The sequence below is a fragment of the Streptococcus infantis genome, from assembly GCF_047464715.1.
In the GTDB taxonomy this organism is placed as follows: Bacteria; Bacillota; Bacilli; order Lactobacillales; family Streptococcaceae; genus Streptococcus; species Streptococcus infantis_S.
Genome location: NZ_JASHBJ010000001.1, coordinates 349,258 through 367,237, shown reverse-complemented (window position 1 = coordinate 367,237; position 17,980 = coordinate 349,258). Strand labels below are relative to the sequence as shown.

The window sequence follows — 17,980 nt, the reverse complement described above, 5'->3', positions numbered from 1 at the left end:
ACACCTTAGCCCTTTTTAATGTTCTAAATATTCCTGCCAGATACGATCGAATTCTCCCATATTAAAGGAAAAACTGGCATGTTCTTCTAAAAATCGACTCACCTGATCAAAATCATCCGTATGTTTTGGGAAGGCTGACTCCCCAAAGGCAAGATCCGCTAAAATCGCTTTGGGACTATTACTTTTAGGATTTCGTTCTGCCATGAGCCAAGTATAAAATGATTTTCTCATAAGCCTCCCTAAATTAATTCGGTACCAAACTGGTCTTGTTTAATTTTACCAGCCTTCATCAAACCACCAAGTGCTTTTTTAAATTGACCTTTAGAAATACCAAAGGTAGCCTTGATATCATCTGGTGATGATTTGTCATTTAAGGTCATGAAGCCACCATTACTTTCCAAGTAAGTCAGAATCATTTGTGCATCATTTTCTAACATTTCAAAAGAGCGAGGTTTTAGTGACAGATTAAGAGTTCGGTCAACTTCACGGAAACCAATGACACGCGCATCTAACACTTGCCCCAAACGTGGCTCTGCATAGCGCTCACTTGGATGGATAAATCCAAGCATGTTGTTTTCTGGTAGGTAGACAAAAGTTCCTGATAACTTAAGACGATAAACGATTGCTGGCCAGTTCTGATTTTGCATGTTGTTGTATGCTGGACGTGCTAAACGTTGGAAGTCTTCCTGATAAGCCAAAACTCCCCAGATACGGTCTTTCTTGTCTACTTCTAGACGAACATAAAGTTTATCGCCCTTCTTAGGCCAGAGCTCTTTGAGTTCAGGCAGGATATCAAGTGACACAACGATTTCCTTATCAGGAAGTCCTGTATCAACAAAAACACCCAAATCCTTACGAACCTCTGTTACTGTACCCCAGCCAAATTGATCCTGAGTTGCAGTCACTTCTTGAGTTGTCAAGCGTAATTTTTGCTTCATATCTGTGTAAGCAAAACCTTTGACCGTATCACCAACCGCATGCTGACCTTCTTCCTTAGCAAGAGCGTATGTTTGACCATCCTTTTGAACAAAGTAAAAACGGTCATTTTCATCGATGATAAGTCCAACGATAAAACTTGCAAGATTTGTATTCATGTTTCCTTCTTTCGAATAAAACTCAGCCAGCAATGCCAACTGAGTTTTTCTGTTTATTTCTTAGACTTCCAAGATTTCTTTTTCTTTATTGGCAGTCATCTCGTCGATGTGTTTAACAGCATCGTCTGTCGCTTTTTGAATATCTTTTTCAAGAGTCTTCAATTCATCTTCAGTGATTTCTTTAGCTTTTTCTTGTTTCTTAGCTTCATCCATAGCATCACGACGGATATTACGGATAGCTACTTTAGCATTTTCACCAACTTTTTTCACTTCTTTAGCGAGATCGCGACGAGTTTCTTCTGTAAGAGCTGGGATAACCAAGCGAATAACAGAACCATCGTTAGCTGGTGTAATACCAAGGTCTGAAGCGTTCAAAGCACGCTCGATATCCTTCAATGAAGATTTATCAAATGGTGTTACCAACAAAACACGCGCTTCAGGAATTGTGATAGAAGCGATTTGGTTCAGAGGTGTTTCGACACCATAGTATTCAACAGTAATACGGTCCAGCAAGCTTGCGTTTGCACGACCTGCGCGGATACCACCAAATTCACGAGCAAGTGAGTGGTGAGATTGAGTCATTCTCTCTTTAGCTTTTTCTACGATTGCGTTAGCCATAATTTTTCTTATTCCTTTTCTTCGATATTGTTTGAAACAGTTGTACCGATATTTTCACCAAATACAACACGTTTGATATTGCCAGGTTGGTTCATATTAAAGACTACCAAGTCAATATCGTTATCCATAGATAGAGTTGAAGCTGTTGAATCCATGATACGGAGTCCTTTATTAATGACATCACGGTGAGTCAATTCTTCAAATTTAACAGCAGTTTTATCTTTCTTAGGATCAGCATTGTAGACACCGTCTACACCATTCTTAGCCATCAAAATAGCGTCTGCTTCAATTTCAGCTGCACGAAGAGCTGCTGTAGTATCCGTTGAGAAATATGGTGAACCGATTCCTGCACCAAAGATAACGATACGACCTTTTTCGAGGTGACGAAGGGCACGTCCACGAATATAAGGTTCTGCTACTTGTTGCATAGCAATGGCTGTTTGTACACGAGTATCAACTCCAGCTTGTTGCAATGAATCTGCCATCACAAGAGCATTCATGACTGTCCCAAGCATTCCAGTGTAATCCGCTTGAACACGATCCATACCAGCTTCTGCTGCAGGTTCTCCACGCCAAAGGTTTCCACCACCGATAACCAAGGCAATTTCAATTCCTAGCTCGTGAACTTCCTTGATTTCTTGGGCCATACTTTGAACAGTTTTGATATCAATCCCGACACCACGTTCGCCAGCAAGGGCTTCACCAGATAGCTTGATTAAGATACGTTTATACTTAGGTTCTACCATTTTCTCTCTCCTTTTTTCATCCTACCTATTTTATCACATTTTGAAAGATTTTTATAGTATCATGAGCGATTCTTTCAAAAAAATTAGACAGATAAAAATTCCTCTAAATCAGACAAGGCACGTTCCGCGATTTTCTCATAACGAGTCTTTTTATCGCGGATTCGTTCACCTTCTAATTCCTTGATAATGCCGAAGTTGACATTCATGGGTTGGAAATGTTTGCTATCAGCATGTGTGATGTAATGAGCTAAACTTCCGATAGCTGTTGTCTCTGGGAAAATAGCCTCACTTTCTCCTTTATAAAGTCGAGCTGCGTTAATACCTGCTACTAATCCTGAAGCTGCTGATTCAACATAGCCCTCTACACCTGTCATTTGCCCAGCAAAGAAAAGATTTGGCTGTTTCTTAGAACGATATGTTTGCTCAAGAAGATTTGGAGAGTCCATGTAGGAATTACGGTGCATGACTCCATAGCGAACAAACTCAGCGTTTTCAAGACCTGGAATCATTTGGAAGACACGCTTTTGTTCTCCCCATTTGAGGTGAGTCTGGAAACCAACGATATTATAAAGACTGCCTGCCGCATTGTCCTGACGAAGCTGAACGACCGCATAAGGAGTTTTAAAGTCTCCATCACGAGGACCTGTGTAATCGTCTGGATACTCCAAGCCAACTGGTTTCATAGGTCCATAGAGCATGGTTTTAATACCACGTTTAGCCATGACCTCGATTGGCATGCATCCTTCAAAGTATTTTTCTTTTTCAAAAGAGTTAAGAGGTGCTTCTTCTGCATTAACCAAGGCTTCATGGAAATCCATAAATTCTTGCTTGGTCATTGGAGCATTAAGGTAGGCTGCTTCTCCCTTATCATAACGAGATTTGAGATAAACCTTGTTCATATTAATGGTATTGACGTCTACGATTGGAGCTGCAGCATCGTAGAAATAAAAACCATCTCCACCATTGAGTTCATGAATTTTCTCAGCAAGGGCATCACTAGTTAAAGGACCAGTTGCTACAACTGTGATAGCATCTGTTGGCAATTCTGTGATTTCGTCACGAACCACTTCAATCAAGGGATGGTTGGCAATCTTTTCAGTAACCATTTGAGAGAAACCTTCTCGGTCAACTGCGAGAGCACCTCCAGCAGGAACTCGCGTTGCTTCTGCCGATTCCAAGATAAGAGAACCTAGGCGACGCATTTCTTCTTTGAGGAGGCCGACAGCATTTGTAAGAGCATCCCCACGTAAAGAGTTAGAGCAGACCAACTCTGCAAAATTGTCAGTTTTGTGTTGTGGTGTTGACTTGACACCACGCATTTCATAAAGTTTAACAGGAATACCACGTTCTGCGATTTGGTAAGCTGCTTCCGAACCTGCCAAACCAGCACCGATAACATTGATATAAGATTGAGACATGACACTAATACCTCTTTGGATGTAACATAAGTCCATTTCAAAAATCACTGGACTGTTTGACACCCACAAATCTTTCTATTTTTTCTTTTACTAGTATAACAAAAAAAGGGAAGAAGGAAAACTTCCCTGTTTAGTCGTTTTCTTGTTTCTCTTCCCATTCGTGGTAGGCTGCGTAGAGCTGGCTTTTTTTCCACTGATAAATTTTAGCGACTTCCTTAATGGCTTGATTTTTCTTGATTCCTTGTTGGATACGTTCTTGGATTTCTGAGAACAAGTCCTCCTCATCCTTATCGTCTAATTCTTGACTAGCTCCCTCTACAATGAGAAGACACTCACCCTTGAGAGGAGTTTCAGAAATACTTACTAGTAACTCTGAAATTGTTCCTCGTTGGTATTCTTCATAAATCTTGGTCAACTCTCGAACCAAGACAACCGAACGATTTCTGTATACTTCTAACATATTCACCAGCGTATCGGCCACGCGATGTGGAGATTCATAGAAAATTTGGGTCTCTGGATAATCTTTTTTCGATTCAAAAAATTGCTTTTGTTGACCCGATTTTCGAGGTAAGAATCCATAAAAAATATGAGGTTGGGGTGCTAAACCACTGGCAATCAAGGCAGAAATTCCTGCGCTAGCACCTGGAACTGTGACAACTGCAATATCCTCTTCAATTGCCGCCTTGACCAAATCATGACCTGGGTCAGAAATGCTAGGTAGACCCGCATCCGATACCTGAGCGATATTTTGTCCTTGTTTCAACAAATCAATCAAATCAGGAATCTTTTCCTTGGCATTGTGCTCATGAAAACTGATTTGTTTGGTTGAAATATCGAAATGCTTAAGCAATAGACCAGTATTACGAGTATCCTCGGCAGCAATCCAGTCCACTTCTTTTAAAGTCTGAATAGCACGAAAGGTCATATCCTCTAAATTTCCAATTGGAGTTGCGATAAGATATAACTTACCATAAGGTGACTGACCTTTAAAACTTTTTTGAATCTGCATGCTTACTCCCTAAACAACAATTCATCACAAAACATACATTCTGCATCTTGTTCACGACGTTGACCGTAAAAATCGCGACACACATGAAAACCGTCGTCATAGATTCGGCTCACGTTTTCTCTAACATGCTTGGTCTTAGTAGGAGCTGTTTCTTCTTCCTCATTCAAGCGCTCTCTCAATTTATCGTTCTCTAAACGAAGAGCTGTATTCTCTTCTACAACACTCTTGAGATTTTTTTTGATAGCTTCGACATCTGCCAAGGTTGCCAACAACTGTTGAGAAAAATCATCTAAGGCATCAAATAATTCTTTCTTGTTCATGAACAGCCCTTTCTTTTTCTGTTTTCATGTTCATTTTATTGTAAAACTAGGTATTCCAAAGAATTTTGGAAAGACACATTTGCTTTCCACATTTTTCTGGCTTCGAGAAGGTTTTGCAATATTGTACGTGCTGCATTTTTTTGAATCTCTTGACCTGCTAATACTTCTAAAATTCTAAAGACTTGGTCTTGTTTTTCTTTGTCATCTGCTAAACTAGCTAATTTTGCGACCTGTAAATAAGATTCCTTTTTCCCAGCATCTAACCAAGAATAAAATCGTTCACTTTCTTCAACTAGAGTCCAAAAACTTGTTTGATTTGTCAGTTTTTCAGCTTCTGCTTGCGATTGGCTAAACTCAGCTAAAAGCCTTGCTTTATTTTTGACCAATCCTGCTTGTTCAAGTTGATTCCTAAGTCTTTCAACATGCTTCTTAAATTGGAAAATCTGTGTCCGGCTTCGAATGGTTGGCAAAATCTGTTCTTGATCATTGGTTAAGAAGAAAATATAGATTTCACTTTGAGGTTCTTCGATAACCTTTAGTAGCGAGTTAGCAGCGTTAACATGCATTTTTTCAGCTTGTTCAATGATAAAAACCTGCCGTTGATTTTCAATCCCTGATTGCGAAAATTGTCCAACTAGTTCTCTAATTCTTTCTGTTTTTATAATCTGATTAATGGGACGAATAATTGTGACATCAGGAAATTCTTCTTGATTAATCAACTTACAGTTTCGACAAGACTCGCAAGGCAAGACACCCTTTTTTTCTGTACAGAACAAACTCTTAGACAGAAATAAGGCCATCTCCATGCTTCCGAAATAACCTGAAAAGAGATAGGCATGATTCAGCTGTCTTTGCTCTAAAATGTGAACAAAACGCTCAAATTGCTGAGGTTGACAAGCTTTTAATTGCTCTTGATTCATTCTGTCAGCCCCATTCTGTCAAACAAGACTTGCTTAGTATTTTCAATCACTTGATCTAGTGGTAAACTGGCATCGATTTTTGCAATGCGTTCACCTTCTTTTTCAAGAAGGGAAAGATATCCTTGACGAACTTTTCTGTGCAAGTCTAAGCCTTCCAAGTCCAAACGGTTGACTTCACGATTACTGTTTGCCGCGATTCGTTCAAGCCCCTTCTCCACTTCAATATCAAAATAAAGTGTCAAATCTGGTTTAAGACCATCTGTCGCAAATTGATTGAGCCAATCAATAGCTTCAATATCTAAACCACGACCAAAACCTTGATAAGCAACGGAACTATCAATAAAACGATCCATGATGACCAGTTTCCCTGCTGCAAGTGCTGGTAAGACCTTTTCCACTAGGTGTTGTCTACGACTAGCAATATAGAGTAGAAGCTCTGTCTTGGCATCCATTTGAGTATGACTAGGATCTAAAATAACTTCTCGAATCTTCTCACCAATCAATACTCCACCTGGTTCACGTGTTGTTAAAACCTCAATATTTTTTTCTTCTAACACAGGAAGGATAGCTTCAAGCACACTCGTTTTCCCAGCTCCCTCTGGCCCCTCTAGAGAGACTAAAAATCCTTTTGACATGACAAACTCATTTCTTTTTTTCTTCCTTCTATTTTATCAAAAAAAGAGGCATTTGTGAAAAGCTTTTTAACCTAATAAAAATTTATTCTGAAAAACTAGGATATACATTCGTTAATAAAGTAGATAATTATTTAATTAAGTTTCTATATTCGTAATCAACTACCATACTGTCTTATTTTGCCTTCGTATAGCTAGAAAAAAGAACCTTGCATAGCAAGATTCTTTTAATGTCTGACTTAAATAATTGTTCTTCTGGGAACTAAATCGAATTAAGCTTCGATTTCTGTAACCATACCTGAACCAACAGTACGTCCACCCTCACGGATAGAGAATGTAGTACCTTGTTCTACGGCGATTGGGTGGATCAACTCAACGTCGATTGTCACGTTATCACCTGGCATTACCATTTCAGTACCTGCTGGAAGTTCGATTGAACCTGTAACGTCAGTAGTACGGAAGTAGAATTGTGGGCGGTAGTTGTTGAAGAATGGAGTGTGACGTCCACCTTCTTCTTTAGTAAGGATGTAAACTTCACCTTTGAATTTTCTGTGTGGGTTGATTGAACCTGGTTTAGCGATAACTTGTCCACGTTCGATTTCGTCACGTTGAACACCACGAAGAAGGACACCTACGTTATCTCCTGCAAGACCTTCGTCAAGTTGTTTACGGAACATTTCAACACCAGTAACAACTGCTTTTGAAGTTTCTTCTTTGATACCAACGATTTCGATTTCGTCGTTGACACGAACAGTACCACGGTCGATACGTCCTGAAGCAACTGTACCACGTCCAGTGATTGAGAATACGTCCTCGACTGGAAGAAGCAATGGTTTGTCAGTGTCACGTTCTGGTTCTGGAATGTACTCATCAACAGTGTTCATCAATTCCATGATGATATCTTCGTATTTAGAGTCACCTTCAAGAGCTTTAAGAGCTGAACCTTGGATAACTGGAAGATCGTCACCTGGGAAGTCGTATTCTGAAAGAAGGTCACGGATTTCCATTTCAACCAATTCAAGCAATTCTTCGTCGTCAACCAAGTCGATCTTGTTCATGAAGACGATAAGGTGTTTAACACCAACCTGACGTGAAAGAAGGATGTGCTCACGAGTTTGTGGCATTGGTCCGTCAGTTGAAGCTACTACAAGGATAGCTCCGTCCATTTGAGCGGCACCAGTGATCATGTTTTTAACGTAGTCCGCGTGTCCTGGAGCGTCGATGTGAGCATAGTGACGTTTTTCAGTTTCGTACTCAACGTGCGCAGTGTTGATTGTGATACCGCGTTCGCGTTCTTCTGGAGCAGCATCGATAGACGCATAGTCTTTAGGTTGGTTAACTGCTGAAGGCAAGCGACGTGCCAAAACAGTTGTGATAGCTGCAGTTAGGGTAGTTTTACCGTGGTCAACGTGTCCGATAGTACCAATGTTAACGTGTGGTTTACTACGATCGTATTTTTCTTTTGCCATTTGAGTAAAAGCCTCCAATAAAATATATTTTATAGATAGACAGTAGGCAATACAGTCTAACTTTCCTTACTATTTTATCAAATTTTAGCTAAATTGCAAGTGTTTTACAAAGATTTTGTGAATTATTCTTATTCTTCTTCTCGGTACTCGATTTATTGATAAAAGATAAAAAAAGAAACAGATGAATCTGTTTCTTTTTGAAAATCTTTATTTTTCTTGTACTTCTTTATGTTTTTCATAAAGTCGAACTAGGAATTTGGATATTTCTTTGAGAATCGAGTAGGTAGGAACGGCAACAATCATACCAACGACACCGTAGATATTACTTGACAACAATAATAGGACGAGAATTGTAATCGGATGAACCTTCATGACACCACCCACAATTCGAGGGTATAGGATATTCCCATCTACTTGTTGGATAATCAGCATATAGATAACTGCTATTATCATCTTTTGAGGATCCGTAAACAGATTTGAAATAATCATCGGGATTAATCCAATACTCGGTCCAACATAAGGAATCAGATTCGCTAAACCTGAGAAAATAGCAAAAACTAAGGCATATTTTAAGCCAATCACACTATAACCGATAAAAGCCAAACACCCGATAATGAATGCATCGATTGATACTCCACTTATGTAACGGGAAATCGTCGCATTCAAGTTTGTTATTAAACCAGATATATTAAGTTTGTCTCGTTTTAAAATAGTTCTTTCTAGCATCGGCAAAAATTTATGCCCATCTAGAAGGAAGTAAATCAAGAAAACTGGTGTCATAATAATAATTAAAACAGTGCTTACTAGAGCTGAAAGAACACTTCCTACACTATTTGTCACACTATTTAAGATATTTTGTAAAATATCAACGTAAGAAAGATTTAATTGTTGAATTGTTTGTTGAATATCAAGTTCTTGGAAAGCAGGGTATTTTGATAATTCTATCACCAAATCTTGGAGTCGACCATAGATGCCTTGGCTGGAATTGATCAAACTACTCAACTGATTGATTAAAATCGGTAAGAGATATACGACAGCTATCACTATGGACCCGAAGAGAGCACAAAGTGTTAACAAAATCCCAATAATTCGGTTGATTTTACACTCTTTCTCTAAAAAGATAACGATTGGATTTGTTAAGTAGTAGAGAAATCCTCCTAATAAAAAGGGAATCATGATTGTATTTACGACACTTACAAATGGTGTAATAATAGCACCCATTTCTCTCCATAAGTAGAAGATTAAGGTTATTAATAATATCTCAGTGGTCCAGAAGAATAATTTATTTCTCCGAAACATAAGCCACCTCCTCTTTTTCCTATTTTACCATATTTCGAAAAAGATTGATAACCTACATTATAAAAACAAGAATATTTTTTGTCTTTATGATAGAATACAATTACTATGAAGAAAATATTTTTAACAATACTAACACTTATTTCATTTGGTTCGACTACAACTGTATTTGCTCAGGATTTTGATGTTGCTGCAAAACACGCCATCGCTGTTGAAGCTAATACTGGTAAGATTTTATATGAAAAAGATGCTACTCAACCTGTAGAGATTGCCTCTATCAGTAAGTTGCTAACTGTTTACTTGGTATATGAGGCCCTAGAACAAGGTAAAATCACTCTTTCCACTCCGGTAGAAATATCTGATTATCCTTACCAGCTCACGACTAACTCCGAAGCAAGTAACGTTCCTATGGAAGCTCGTAACTATACTGTTGAAGAATTGCTTGAAGCAACATTGGTATCTAGTGCCAATAGTGCAGCTATCGCTTTATCAGAAAAGATTGCTGGATCCGAAAAAGACTTTGTTGACATGATGAAGGCTAAACTGCTTGAATGGGGAATCCAAGATGCGACCCTAGTCAATACAACTGGTCTAAATAATGAAACTCTTGGGAATAATATCTATCCTGGTTCTAAGAAAGATGACGAAAACAAGATGAGTGCCTATGATGTGGCTGTCGTTGCACGTAATCTTATCCTCAAGTATCCTCAGGTTCTAGAAATCACTAAGAAACCTTCTTCTACTTTCGCTGGGGTGACCATTCATTCTACAAACTATATGTTAGATGGAATGCCTGCCTATCGTGGTGGTATAGATGGTCTTAAGACTGGAACAACTGATAAAGCAGGAGCTTCTTTTGTCGGTACGACTGTAGAAAAAGGAATGCGTATCATCACAGTCGTTCTGAATGCTGACAACCAAGATAGTAATCCTTATGCTCGTTTCACTGCAACTTCAGCTCTTCTAGATTATATCTCATCAAATTTCGCTCTTCAAACAATCGTCAATCAAGGGGAAAGCTATCAAGATAGCAAATCTCCAGTTTATGACGGGAAGCAAGATACTGTTACAGCAGTCGCTAAAGAAGATATAAAAATCGTTCAACGTCTCGGCAGTAGAGCACAGTCATCTGTTACTTATACACCTGATAGTACTGAGCATACTGCACCACTTGAGGCAGGTACAGTGGTTGGTCATCTGACTTATGAAGACAAAGACTTAGTTGGTCAAGGTTATATTACTACTGATAATCCAACCTTTGATATGGTTGCTGAAAAAAATGTTGAAAAAGCCTTTTTCTTAAAAGTATGGTGGAATCGTTTTGTTCGATTTGTAAATGAAAAATTATAAAAAAATCGCGAGAAATCGCGATTTTTTCTTTATTGATTTTTTGATAGTGTAGAGTTTTTATAGCCATAAGTAAAGTAAATAATAACTCCTACTGCTAAGGCTAATACAAATGCTATCCAAGTTTCAAGAGTATATTGAAGCATGAAGGACAGACAAATCAGAATAGACAAGATTGGTAAAAAAGGTACCAGAGGAGTTTTAAATTCTCCCTCTTTAGGTTCTCCCTTGTCTTTTCTTAATTTGATAATTCCATAAGCTAGGAGAATGAGATAAGCTAAAGTACAGATGTTTAGAAAGGCTGCGATACTTGATAGAGGGAAGATCCCAGCTGCAATTGCTGAAACAAGACCTGTTAAAATGGTCGCATTCTTTGGAACACGACTTGTCTTAGTCACTTCTTTAAAAGTCTTAGGCAACAACCCATCACGAGCCAAACTATAAATCATTCGAGACAAGGCGTATGTCATTGAAATACATACTGTAATCAAAGTAAAAATAGCAACCAGAGAAACATAATTAGCCGCCCAACCAATACCAATGCTTCTAAGAGCAAAAGCCACAGCATCATCAACATTGAGCTTGCTATAGTGAACAACACCAGTCAATACTAGGGTAACCAAAGCATAGAGAATGGTTACAATCATCAAGGATAAAACAATTCCACGTGGAATATTTTTCTGAGGATTTTGAATTTCATCAACTGCCATAGAAATGGACTCAAAACCTAAGAATCCAAAGAACATGAGCGAAGCACCTGCCATAATCCCAGTGCTTCCACCATAAATCTGCCCAAAACCAAATGGAGCAAAGTCTAACCAATTTTCAGGTTTAATGTACCAGACTCCAACTAAGATGAATAAAGCAAGAGCAGAAAATTTCAAGACTACTAGAATGGAATTAAAGCGCAAAGCTGTTTTTGAATTTAATAAGACAAGACCAGTAACAAGAAGAATGACTAAAATTGGCAGGAGATCAATATAGCTACCTTGTGCTTGGTTAAATGTCCCATTTAGAGCTTGAGGCAGAGAAATTCCATAATGACTAAGCAAACCTTTAAAGTAAGCAGCCCAACCTGAAGCCACACCAGAAACAGCTGTCATAAATTCCATAATGGTTAACCAGCCAGCTATCCAAGCAGGAAATTCTCCTAAAATTGCATATAAATAACTATAAGCACCACCAGTTGCTGGAACACGGGATGCAAACTCTGCAAAAAAGAGAGCAGATAAGGAAACACAGATAGCTGAGATAACGATAGATACAACAAGGGCTGGACCTGCTAATGTAGCTGCAGCTGTTCCTGTAATGGTAAAAATACCTGTTCCCACCATGGCCCCAATTCCCAAGAGAATTAAATCCCATAATTTCAGATGACGATGCATCTCTGTTTTACCTAGACTTACGTCTTTGGTTCTAAAAATATTCATAATTCATCTCCACTAACAATAATTGTTTTATTTTACCATAAAAAATGGAATTTGTGAATATTTATAAAATTGTATATAAAAAACTGAACAAATTTGTATTTGTTCAGTTTTTATTTATAATGTTTATCCGACAGATCCTTCCATTTCATAGCTAATCAAGCGGTTAAGCTCAACTGCATATTCCATTGGTAGTTCTTTGGTGAAGGGCTCTACAAATCCCATGACAATCATCTCGGTTGCCTCAGATTCTGACAAGCCACGACTCATGAGATAATAGAGTTGTTCTTCTGAAATCTTAGAAACCTTAGCTTCGTGTTCCAAAGCTACTTGTGAGTTGTGGATTTCATTAAATGGAATGGTATCTGATGCTGACAAGTCATCCATGATAATGGTATCACACTCAATGTGAGAAACAGATTTCTTAGAGTTCTTGTTAAAGGTTACTTGTCCACGATAGTCAACCTTTCCTCCACCTTTAGCGATGGATTTAGACACGATTGACGAGCTTGTATGTGGTGCACTGTGAATCATCTTAGCACCAGTATCTTGGTGTTGCCCTGCATTGGCAAAGGCAATCGAAAGCATAGTTCCACGCGCACCTTCTCCATCAAGGTAAACAGATGGGTATTTCATGGTTGTTTTGGCCCCTAAGTTTCCATCAATCCACTCAACAGTCGCATCTTTCAAGGCTTTTGCACGTTTTGTTACCAAGTTATAGACATTATCAGACCAGTTTTGGATGGTTGTATAACGCATGTAAGCTCCGTCCAAGGCAAAGATTTCTACAATGGCAGCATGTAAGCTATTGCTTGAATAAGTAGGTGCTGTACATCCTTCAACATAGTGGACACTTGCTCCCTCATCAACGATGATCAAGGTACGTTCAAACTGACCAGTATTTTCGTTGTTGATACGGAAGTAAGTTTGAAGTGGAATATCCACTTTAACACCTTTTGGTACATAGATAAAGGTTCCACCTGACCATACTGCTGAGTTGAGGGCAGCTAACTTGTTATCTGTCGGCGGTACTAACTTAGCAAAGTATTGTTTAAACAAATCTGGGTATTCCTTGAGGGCAGAATCTGTATCTGTAAAGATAATTCCTAACTTCTCAAATTCTTCCTTCATGTTATGGTAAACCACTTCTGACTCATACTGGGCAGAAGCTCCAGCTAGATAAGCACGCTCAGCTTCAGGAATCCCAATACGTTCAAAGGTTTCTTTGATTTTTTCAGGAACTTCATCCCAAGAACGGGCTGGTTTATCAGATGGTTTTTGGTAGTAAATCAAGTCATCAAAATCAATCTCTGACAAGTCTGCTCCCCATGTTTGCATGGGCATTTTTTTGAAGGTTTCATAAGATTTCAAACGGAATTCTAACATCCACTCAGGTTCACCCTTAGCAGCTGATAGCTCACGAATGACTTCTTCGTTCAATCCTTTTCCTGTCGATAGGACAGGCTCTACATCATCATGGAAACCAAATTTATATTCACCAAGATCAATTGGTTTTGGTTCTACTCTTTCTTCAGCCATAATATCCTTTCTTTCATTCTTCATTTCTACTGATTCATAAGACAAAAGAAACTTGTCTTACTGATTTTCTTTATTTTCAATTGTTCTTTTGAGAGCATTCCAAGCTAAGGTTGCGCATTTGATTCGTTGAGGGAATTTGGCAACTCCTGACAAGAAAGCTGCATCTCCAAGTTGGTCTTGACGCTCATCCTTTTGACCTTGAACCATTTCAGAAAAAATGGTCGCAAGCTCTAGGATTTCTTGCTTGGTCTTTCCTAAAACTGCATCTGTCATCATACTAGCAGAGGCAGTTGAAATCGTACAACCAGAGTTTAGAAAAGCGATATCTTCCAAACGATCATCTGCATCAAACTTGACAGATAGATTGATGACATCACCACAGGTTGGATTGTTGAGACTGATTTGCTCAGCATCTTCTAACTTTCCTTGATGATGAGGATTTTTCGAATGGTCTGCTACCACTGCCATATAAAGGCTATCTAGTTTAGAAAGTGCCATTGAAAAACTCCTTTGTCTTTTGTAGGGCATCTACCAACTTGTCGCAATCTGCCTTGGTGTTGTAGATATAAAAACTAGCGCGAGCTGTTGCAGGGACTTCCAAATACTGGAGCAAAGGTTGCGCACAATGGTGACCCGCACGAACTGCTACTCCTTCATAATCCAGAGCAGTTGCAAGGTCATGAGGATGAAGATCGCCAAGGTTAAAGGCAACGACACCTGAACGTTGTGCCACATCTTGCGAACCGTAAATGGTCAAACCTTCAATTGCCTGCAATTTTGGAAAGACGTATGCAATCAATTCCTGTTCATGGGTTTCAATGGCATCCATGCCAATCTTTTCAAGATAATCCACGGCAGCTGCAAGTCCAATAGCACCAGCCATATTGGGAGTTCCTGCCTCGAATTTCCAAGGCAATTCCTTCCAACTAGCAGATTGCTCGTAAACAAAATCAATCATCTCGCCGCCAAATTCTACTGGAGACATTTGTTCCAGATACTTTTCTTTACCGTAAAGGACGCCAATACCAGTCGGACCAGCCATCTTGTGACCTGAAAAGGCAAAGAAGTCCACATCCAAATCCTGTACATCAATCTTCATATGAGGCGTAGATTGAGCACCATCTACCACCATGATGGCTCCAACTTGGTGAGCCATTTGTGTGATTTCTTTGATAGGATTAATCACTCCAAGAACGTTTGATGCGTGAGCTAGTGAAACAAATTTAACTTTGTCAGTCAATTTAGTACGCAAGTCACCCATATCCAGAGCTCCATCTTTGAGATAGACATAAACAAGCTCTGCCCCAGTCTTTCGGCAAGCTTCCTGCCATGGAATAATATTGGAATGGTGTTCCATGACTGAAATCAAGACCTGGTCTCCCTCAGTCAAGATTTCCTCAGCGAAACGTGCCACCCAGTTGAGACTAGTCGTAGTTCCTCTAGTGAAGAGTACTTCCTTTGTCGAACCTGCGTTGATAAACTTACCAATGGTTTCACGAGCAGCTTCATAAGATGCTGTCGCACGCTCTGCCAAGGTGTGAACCCCTCGGTGAACATTTGCATTATCCTGTTCATAGTAGCGGTTAATGGCTTCCAGAACAGCTAGTGGTTTTTGTGTCGTCGCAGCATTATCCAAATAAACCAGAGGTTCGTCATTGACAATCTGATCTAAAATTGGAAAATCCTTGCGAATAGCTTCTGCATCTAACATAGGCTTCCCCTTAGCGTTTTGACAATTTTTCTTCGATCGTCGCAATCATTTCATCACGAACTTCCTTGACAGGGATCTCAACGATAACGGATCCAAGGAAACCACGAACAACCAAACGTTCTGCAGTTGCCTTGTCCAATCCACGGCTCATAAGGTAGTACATATCTTCTGGATCCACTTGTCCGATAGACGCTGCATGCCCTGCAGTAACATCATTTTCATCAATTAAAAGAATTGGGTTGGCATCGGAACGTGCTTGGTCTGAAAGCATGAGAACACGGCTTTCTTGTTGGGCATCTGCTCCCTTAGCACCCTTGATGATGTGGCCAATACCATTGAAAGTCAAAGTTGCTTTTTCAAGGATAACCCCATGTTGAAGGATATTACCGATAGAGTTGCAACCATAGTTAGTTACTCGAGTATCAATCCCTTGCACCTGACGACCACTTGAAAGAGCTACGACCTTGAGGTCTGCATGGCTACCATTACCAATCAAGTCACTATCAAAGTCAGCGACAACATTTCCTTCGTTCATGACACCGATGGCCCAGTCAATACTTGCATCGTTGCCCAATTTACCACGGCGGCTAATGTAGGCAGTAACATTCTCACCAAGACGATCAATTGCAGCAAATTTCACTTGAGCACCAGAACGTGCAATAACTTCAACAGTGATATTAGCAGTCGCCTTAGCACTACCCTCACCGCGTGATTCTAAACGTTCGAGGTAGCTGATTTTAGAGTTTTTACCTGCAATGATCAGAATATGCTTGTTAAATGGCACATCGCTATCGCTATCTTGATAGAAAATTCCTTCGATTGGTTCTGTGATTTCGACATTGTCTGGAATATAGAGAACAGCACCACTGTTAAAGTAAGCTGTGTGGTAGGCTGCCAATTTATCATCGTCGTATTTTACTGATGACATGAAAAATTCTTCTACGAGTTCTGGGATTTCTTCTAAAGCTGAATGGAAGTCTGTAAATACAACTCCTTGTTCAGCCAACTCAACTGGAATTTGTTCGAAAACAGTTTGAGTTCCAACCTGCACCAATTTCAAGTGATTATCTAAAGCAGTGAAATCGGGAACATTTGCTGATGGTTCACTTTCTGTGATGGTACCTTCACCAAGATTCCAACGGTGAAATTTGACACGCTCAATGACTGGCAATTCCAAACTCTCAATCTTATCAAAAGCTTTTTGACGGAGGTCTGACAACCAGCTTGGTTCAGCGTGCATTTCTGAAAAAAGTTTAATAGTTTCTTTAGTCATTTACTTCTCCTAAAAGATACGAGGGAATTACAATTCTTCCTTGTAGTCATAGCCAAGTTCTTCAGCTAGTTTCGCGTATCCTTCACGTTCCAAGCGTGCAGCCAATTCTGGACCACCAGAAAGAACAACACGACCTTCCATCATAACGTGTACCACATCTGGTGTGATATAGTTCAAAAGACGTTGGTAGTGAGTAATGATCATAGCACCAAAACCTTCACCACGCATAGCATTTACACCTTTAGAGACAACTTTAAGGGCGTCAATATCAAGACCAGAGTCAATCTCATCTAAGAGGGCAAAAGTTGGTTCCAACATCAAGAGTTGAAGAATTTCGTTACGTTTTTTCTCACCACCTGAGAAACCTTCGTTGAGGTAACGCTCTGCCATTTCTTCTTTCATGTTGAGCAATTCCATTTTTTCGTCTAACTTAGTGATAAATTCACGAACTGAAATCTTCTCATCATCTTCTTTACCAGCATTCATAGCTGCACGAAGAAACTCAGCATTTGTAATCCCAGGAATTTCTGATGGATATTGCATGGCAAGGAAAAGTCCCATACGCGCACGCTCATCCACTTCCAATTCAAGGATGTTTACACCGTCAAACAAGACTTCACCTTTAGTGACTTCATAGTTTGGGTTCCCCATAATAGCAGCTGAAAGAGTAGACTTACCGGTACCATTTGGTCCCATGATAGCTGCAATTTCTCCTGTTTTAAGAGTCAGATTGACCCCTTTTAAAATTTCTTTTCCTTCAATTTCAACGTGAAGATCTTTGATCTCTAATACTGACATGATTGTTCCTTTCTTTTCATCCTTTTTACTGTATTTACCTGAAATTTAACCTTTTTAAATCCCTAGAAAAACAAAGTAAAATGTCAATAAATATACCTTAATAGTATAACAAAAAAAAGCCTAAAAGGCTTTGATTTTGTCTAGAAGCTAGGAGCTACTTCTTCCCTTGAAAATGATCATCTATAGCGCTCACAATTTTACCCATGATATAACTCACGCGAAAATTTCTCAGGATCAAAATAGCCCAAAGCAAGGCCACGATATACCGTTGCTCCATGATGGATTCATTAAAGAAATAAGTCTCAGCAGCAGTAAAGAAGGCCATGATAATAAATTGTTGTCTGTTCATAGTCTTTTACCACC

General features: G+C 39.3%; 19 protein-coding genes. 1 reads left to right on the top strand and 18 read right to left on the bottom strand.

The features are described 5' to 3' along the window. Window positions 1-15 precede the first annotated feature (15 nt). From QM419_RS01835 to QM419_RS01785, 11 genes are all read right to left on the bottom strand, one after another. Window positions 16-231, bottom strand: coding sequence for a YozE family protein (locus QM419_RS01835; protein WP_414277693.1), 216 nt, complete (start codon window positions 229-231; stop codon window positions 16-18). Window positions 232-239: 8 nt separating this feature from the next. Next, window positions 240-1,094 carry an RNA-binding virulence regulatory protein CvfB gene (cvfB, locus tag QM419_RS01830; protein ID WP_178894894.1) on the bottom strand — a complete coding sequence of 285 codons (855 nt, stop codon included), beginning with the start codon at window positions 1,092-1,094 and terminating at the stop codon, window positions 240-242. Between the two features lie 60 nt (window positions 1,095-1,154). Next, a complete protein-coding gene (gene frr / locus QM419_RS01825) occupies window positions 1,155-1,712 on the bottom strand; it encodes a ribosome recycling factor (RefSeq protein ID WP_178894893.1) in 558 nt (185 codons plus the stop codon). Between the two features lie 8 nt (window positions 1,713-1,720). Beyond that, window positions 1,721-2,458 (bottom strand): UMP kinase, encoded by a 738-nt coding sequence (pyrH, locus tag QM419_RS01820; protein WP_004253279.1) that lies wholly within the window; start codon window positions 2,456-2,458, stop codon window positions 1,721-1,723. Window positions 2,459-2,541: 83 nt separating this feature from the next. Then, entirely contained in the window at window positions 2,542-3,876 is a 1,335-nt protein-coding gene (gene trmFO / locus QM419_RS01815; protein ID WP_414277692.1) for a methylenetetrahydrofolate--tRNA-(uracil(54)-C(5))-methyltransferase (FADH(2)-oxidizing) TrmFO, read from the bottom strand. A gap of 130 nt (window positions 3,877-4,006) precedes the next feature. Then, on the bottom strand, window positions 4,007-4,885 hold the full coding sequence (rsmI, locus tag QM419_RS01810) for a 16S rRNA (cytidine(1402)-2'-O)-methyltransferase (protein ID WP_414277691.1): 879 nt from the start codon (window positions 4,883-4,885) through the stop codon (window positions 4,007-4,009). A 2-nt stretch (window positions 4,886-4,887) separates the two neighbouring features. After that, window positions 4,888-5,205, bottom strand: a complete 318-nt coding sequence (gene yabA / locus QM419_RS01805; RefSeq protein ID WP_223332880.1) for a DNA replication initiation control protein YabA — start codon at window positions 5,203-5,205, stop codon at window positions 4,888-4,890. A 35-nt stretch (window positions 5,206-5,240) separates the two neighbouring features. Next, entirely contained in the window at window positions 5,241-6,125 is an 885-nt protein-coding gene (locus QM419_RS01800; RefSeq protein ID WP_414277690.1) for a DNA polymerase III subunit delta', read from the bottom strand. After that, window positions 6,122-6,760, bottom strand: coding sequence for a dTMP kinase (gene tmk / locus QM419_RS01795; protein ID WP_195183324.1), 639 nt, complete (start codon window positions 6,758-6,760; stop codon window positions 6,122-6,124). The genes QM419_RS01800 and tmk overlap by 4 nt, the downstream gene beginning before the upstream one ends. Window positions 6,761-7,029: 269 nt before the next feature. Continuing rightward, entirely contained in the window at window positions 7,030-8,226 is a 1,197-nt protein-coding gene (gene tuf / locus QM419_RS01790) for an elongation factor Tu (RefSeq protein ID WP_006154249.1), read from the bottom strand. A 207-nt stretch (window positions 8,227-8,433) separates the two neighbouring features. After that, complete coding sequence (locus tag QM419_RS01785; RefSeq protein WP_195183323.1) at window positions 8,434-9,525, bottom strand: AI-2E family transporter; 1,092 nt, start codon at window positions 9,523-9,525, stop codon at window positions 8,434-8,436. Window positions 9,526-9,630: 105 nt separating this feature from the next. On the opposite strand from QM419_RS01785, the gene pbp3 reads away from it, so the two are divergent. Further along, entirely contained in the window at window positions 9,631-10,872 is a 1,242-nt protein-coding gene (pbp3, locus tag QM419_RS01780; protein ID WP_414253754.1) for a D-alanyl-D-alanine carboxypeptidase PBP3, read from the top strand. Between the two features lie 29 nt (window positions 10,873-10,901). Here pbp3 and QM419_RS01775 read toward each other — a convergent pair whose 3' ends face one another. The 7 genes from QM419_RS01775 to QM419_RS01745 all read right to left on the bottom strand — a co-directional run bounded on the left by QM419_RS01775 (window position 10,902) and on the right by QM419_RS01745 (window position 17,966). Then, window positions 10,902-12,299 carry an APC family permease gene (locus QM419_RS01775; protein WP_414253755.1) on the bottom strand — a complete coding sequence of 466 codons (1,398 nt, stop codon included), beginning with the start codon at window positions 12,297-12,299 and terminating at the stop codon, window positions 10,902-10,904. A 123-nt stretch (window positions 12,300-12,422) separates the two neighbouring features. Then, window positions 12,423-13,835, bottom strand: coding sequence for a Fe-S cluster assembly protein SufB (gene sufB / locus QM419_RS01770; protein ID WP_414277689.1), 1,413 nt, complete (start codon window positions 13,833-13,835; stop codon window positions 12,423-12,425). Window positions 13,836-13,892: 57 nt separating this feature from the next. Next, window positions 13,893-14,333: a Fe-S cluster assembly sulfur transfer protein SufU gene (gene sufU / locus QM419_RS01765; protein ID WP_414277688.1), complete on the bottom strand. Its 441-nt coding sequence runs from the start codon at window positions 14,331-14,333 to the stop codon at window positions 13,893-13,895. Continuing rightward, on the bottom strand, window positions 14,320-15,546 hold the full coding sequence (locus QM419_RS01760; protein ID WP_414277687.1) for a cysteine desulfurase: 1,227 nt from the start codon (window positions 15,544-15,546) through the stop codon (window positions 14,320-14,322). Before QM419_RS01760 ends, sufU begins: the two co-directional genes overlap by 14 nt. Before the next feature lie 10 nt (window positions 15,547-15,556). After that, window positions 15,557-16,819, bottom strand: coding sequence for a Fe-S cluster assembly protein SufD (gene sufD / locus QM419_RS01755; protein WP_414277686.1), 1,263 nt, complete (start codon window positions 16,817-16,819; stop codon window positions 15,557-15,559). 27 nt (window positions 16,820-16,846) lie between these two features. Further along, entirely contained in the window at window positions 16,847-17,617 is a 771-nt protein-coding gene (gene sufC / locus QM419_RS01750; RefSeq protein WP_000114489.1) for a Fe-S cluster assembly ATPase SufC, read from the bottom strand. 154 nt (window positions 17,618-17,771) lie between these two features. Beyond that, window positions 17,772-17,966: a DUF3272 family protein gene (locus tag QM419_RS01745; RefSeq protein WP_006153320.1), complete on the bottom strand. Its 195-nt coding sequence runs from the start codon at window positions 17,964-17,966 to the stop codon at window positions 17,772-17,774. Between the last annotated feature and the right edge of the window lie 14 nt (window positions 17,967-17,980).

What these genes read in the sequence shown, in the direction of transcription:
- rsmI (WP_414277691.1), bottom strand. Translation starts at nt 4,885, where the DNA reads ATGCAGATTCAAAAAAGTTTTAAAGGTCAGTCACCTTATGGTAAGTTA.
- trmFO (WP_414277692.1), bottom strand. Translation starts at nt 3,876, where the DNA reads ATGTCTCAATCTTATATCAATGTTATCGGTGCTGGTTTGGCAGGTTCG.
- QM419_RS01760 (WP_414277687.1), bottom strand. Translation starts at nt 15,546, where the DNA reads ATGTTAGATGCAGAAGCTATTCGCAAGGATTTTCCAATTTTAGATCAG.
- sufB (WP_414277689.1), bottom strand. Translation starts at nt 13,835, where the DNA reads ATGGCTGAAGAAAGAGTAGAACCAAAACCAATTGATCTTGGTGAATAT.
- pyrH (WP_004253279.1), bottom strand. Translation starts at nt 2,458, where the DNA reads ATGGTAGAACCTAAGTATAAACGTATCTTAATCAAGCTATCTGGTGAA.
- QM419_RS01800 (WP_414277690.1), bottom strand. Translation starts at nt 6,125, where the DNA reads ATGAATCAAGAGCAATTAAAAGCTTGTCAACCTCAGCAATTTGAGCGT.
- QM419_RS01775 (WP_414253755.1), bottom strand. Translation starts at nt 12,299, where the DNA reads ATGAATATTTTTAGAACCAAAGACGTAAGTCTAGGTAAAACAGAGATG.
- sufC (WP_000114489.1), bottom strand. Translation starts at nt 17,617, where the DNA reads ATGTCAGTATTAGAGATCAAAGATCTTCACGTTGAAATTGAAGGAAAA.
- tmk (WP_195183324.1), bottom strand. Translation starts at nt 6,760, where the DNA reads ATGTCAAAAGGATTTTTAGTCTCTCTAGAGGGGCCAGAGGGAGCTGGG.
- cvfB (WP_178894894.1), bottom strand. Translation starts at nt 1,094, where the DNA reads ATGAATACAAATCTTGCAAGTTTTATCGTTGGACTTATCATCGATGAA.
- yabA (WP_223332880.1), bottom strand. Translation starts at nt 5,205, where the DNA reads ATGAACAAGAAAGAATTATTTGATGCCTTAGATGATTTTTCTCAACAG.
- QM419_RS01785 (WP_195183323.1), bottom strand. Translation starts at nt 9,525, where the DNA reads ATGTTTCGGAGAAATAAATTATTCTTCTGGACCACTGAGATATTATTA.
- frr (WP_178894893.1), bottom strand. Translation starts at nt 1,712, where the DNA reads ATGGCTAACGCAATCGTAGAAAAAGCTAAAGAGAGAATGACTCAATCT.
- QM419_RS01835 (WP_414277693.1), bottom strand. Translation starts at nt 231, where the DNA reads ATGAGAAAATCATTTTATACTTGGCTCATGGCAGAACGAAATCCTAAA.
- tuf (WP_006154249.1), bottom strand. Translation starts at nt 8,226, where the DNA reads ATGGCAAAAGAAAAATACGATCGTAGTAAACCACACGTTAACATTGGT.
- pbp3 (WP_414253754.1), top strand. Translation starts at nt 9,631, where the DNA reads ATGAAGAAAATATTTTTAACAATACTAACACTTATTTCATTTGGTTCG.
- sufD (WP_414277686.1), bottom strand. Translation starts at nt 16,819, where the DNA reads ATGACTAAAGAAACTATTAAACTTTTTTCAGAAATGCACGCTGAACCA.
- QM419_RS01745 (WP_006153320.1), bottom strand. Translation starts at nt 17,966, where the DNA reads ATGAACAGACAACAATTTATTATCATGGCCTTCTTTACTGCTGCTGAG.
- sufU (WP_414277688.1), bottom strand. Translation starts at nt 14,333, where the DNA reads ATGGCACTTTCTAAACTAGATAGCCTTTATATGGCAGTGGTAGCAGAC.